Origin of the sequence: Candidatus Magnetominusculus xianensis (genome assembly GCA_001541255.1) — a bacterium.
Classification (GTDB): Bacteria; Nitrospirota; Thermodesulfovibrionia; order Thermodesulfovibrionales; family Magnetobacteriaceae; genus Magnetominusculus; species Magnetominusculus xianensis.
Genome location: LNQR01000140.1, coordinates 1 through 2,232 on the forward strand (window position 1 = coordinate 1; position 2,232 = coordinate 2,232).

General features: G+C 42.6%; 3 protein-coding genes. All 3 read right to left on the reverse strand.

The genetic code is table 11. From position 1 onward, the window contains the following. Window positions 1-992 precede the first annotated feature (992 nt). Genes ASN18_RS17360 through ASN18_RS17850 form a run of 3 tightly spaced genes read right to left on the reverse strand, consistent with a single transcriptional unit; the run spans window position 993 to window position 2,091 of the window. Window positions 993-1,256: a hypothetical protein gene (locus ASN18_RS17360; protein ID WP_157073075.1), complete on the reverse strand. Its 264-nt coding sequence runs from the start codon at window positions 1,254-1,256 to the stop codon at window positions 993-995. After that, window positions 1,228-1,959 carry a helix-turn-helix domain-containing protein gene (locus tag ASN18_RS16650; protein ID WP_085053911.1) on the reverse strand — a complete coding sequence of 244 codons (732 nt, stop codon included), beginning with the start codon at window positions 1,957-1,959 and terminating at the stop codon, window positions 1,228-1,230. The genes ASN18_RS17360 and ASN18_RS16650 overlap by 29 nt, the downstream gene beginning before the upstream one ends. Window positions 1,960-1,962: 3 nt before the next feature. Then, window positions 1,963-2,091, reverse strand: coding sequence for a hypothetical protein (locus ASN18_RS17850; protein ID WP_306689165.1), 129 nt, complete (start codon window positions 2,089-2,091; stop codon window positions 1,963-1,965). Window positions 2,092-2,232 lie beyond the last annotated feature (141 nt).

The window sequence follows — 2,232 nt, forward strand, 5'->3', positions numbered from 1 at the left end:
CCTCCCGTCTTTGCTTGGTCTTCACAAACCTATTTTAACAGCTTCGACGGCGGGCAGGGTATCCTTTTATTTTTTTACCGGACACTACTGAATATTTTTACACACCTATTGACATAAGCTCGCTTATCTATAAATGGCTGCTTGCTATATAACGAGTTCCCTACTATTATTATCTTTAACGGTCTTGTCTTATCTTCCAAATCAACCTCTTGCCAGGCTGTATCTCGCAGTCCTGCTTCTGCTGACCGTCAACGTTCTTTATTGCTTCCGGTGCCAAGTGAATTACTTGCCTCATGTCAGGGTGCATTATCACACTTTGCAATTGTGCAGCTAACAATGTAATCTGACAGTATGTAAACATAATATATGTAAGACATTCTTAGCATTCCATAGATGTTAATAAATAAAACACTCTGTATAACTATAATAAAAAAAGCAAATTAGAAACAGGCCATGCAGGGGGACACGGCCTGTCTTACGAGGGGGGTTGTGAAGTAAAGGAGAGTGTTATAATAGTAACATAATATATTTACTTTGTCAAGCTAAATAAATCCAGTGTCACAGCAAAGTAGAAATGTCCTATTGGTTAATAATAGCCCATAACCAGGCGAGATAACAAGGCATTATTTTTAGGCCGTCGTCCTTTTTCATTGTTTAAACGTCTGTCTCTTTGTACCCTGTCTCTGCCCTTTAGTCCGTTGCATCAAGCGCGTGGTCGGGTAGTCCGCCAACGAGCGGACGGGTCTATTCAGTCCAATATTACCTCCTTACAGTCTTTTATCTCCTGTCTATGTTTCATCGTGTATGTAGACATTCGTCTTATGGCTGCTCCTTTGATAGCATTGTATGCCCTTTCTCCAAGGGTGGTCATGCGCTGGTTTATTTATCGTCCTTACCCTGGAGATTCGCTTGTTTTGCCTCATAGGTACTACTATTATTTCTTTATATTTCAGTAGGATACCATTGTACGATATCGCCAATGTGCCGTCAAGCTATTTTTCTATTATGACTTTTACAGCCCTTGTTTTGTCCAAAATCTGATAGAGTTTGTTTTCATATGCAATGGTGAAATCATTCCGCAATACCCTCTCTCTCTTCATGCACAGAACCCTTCTAATGTCAATACCTTCAGGTACCGGCCTATGTAAATCGCCCTCATCCATGGCTCTGACGCTAAATCTCCTGTTGTATTCTGGTAGGTATTCCTTTAAAAAACTATTCGCTTCCTCATTGCTCTTGATTCCCCTTAACCTCATTTCCTTTACAACCCTGTCCTGAAACGTCCTGAATAGCCTCTCTACCCTTCCTTATTGCCTGTGGCGAATTAGCATGTCGCAGCTCTACTCCCAACTCCTTTAATGCACGCTCAAACTCACTCAAACACTCCTCTCCTGTCTCATCCAACCCCTTGGCACTAGACTTATATGTCGTATGTCTATCCACGTACATACTCATCGGTAAACCTTTGATTTCTATGTATCTCCTGAAACTATCCATTGCTGGCATTGTCCCCTCGTAATCATAAAACCTTCCATATACCTCTGATGTCGCATCATCTATATATCCCATTAACACGCTCTTTGCTCCTCTTCCTTCATACCAATCATGATGAGACCCGTCCATCTGTACCATTTCTCCACTATGCCCCTTCCTCTGCCTCCATTGCCTATGTGCTCTGCTTTTGCGTGTCTTTTCCCATTCCCCTATCTCTATCAGCCACTGCCTTAACGTCTCTTTGCTTATATCTATTCCTTCTACTTCCTTTAACTTCTCCGATGCTAATGTCGCCCCAAATCCTTTATACTTCGCCTGATATATTCCTTTTACCCTCGCCTTCAGCTCCCACGGATAGCTCCTTACCGATTCCCGCCCCCTCAACCTATGCGCTATTCCCACTGCTCCTTCTTCCTTTAACCTCTTTATTATCCTCCTTATCTGTCTCTCGCTTATCCCTAACAACTCCTATGCCTCGCTTTGTTTCATACCCCCCTCTTCCACTTTCTTCATCACATGCAACTTCTTCAAATCCCTCTTGTTTAACTTCATTATGTCCCCTTTGACCAGTGTACCCTCCATGCTCTTAGGGTACACTCATCTGCCTTTTATAGGACATTTCTACTTTGGTATTACAACTAAATAAATCCAGGAGTTCCCCCGAAAAATTTGGTGGCGGTCAGTATGGGAAGAGGGGTAGTTGGTTAGCCCTGTTGTTGGCGGTAATAACAATCCTGC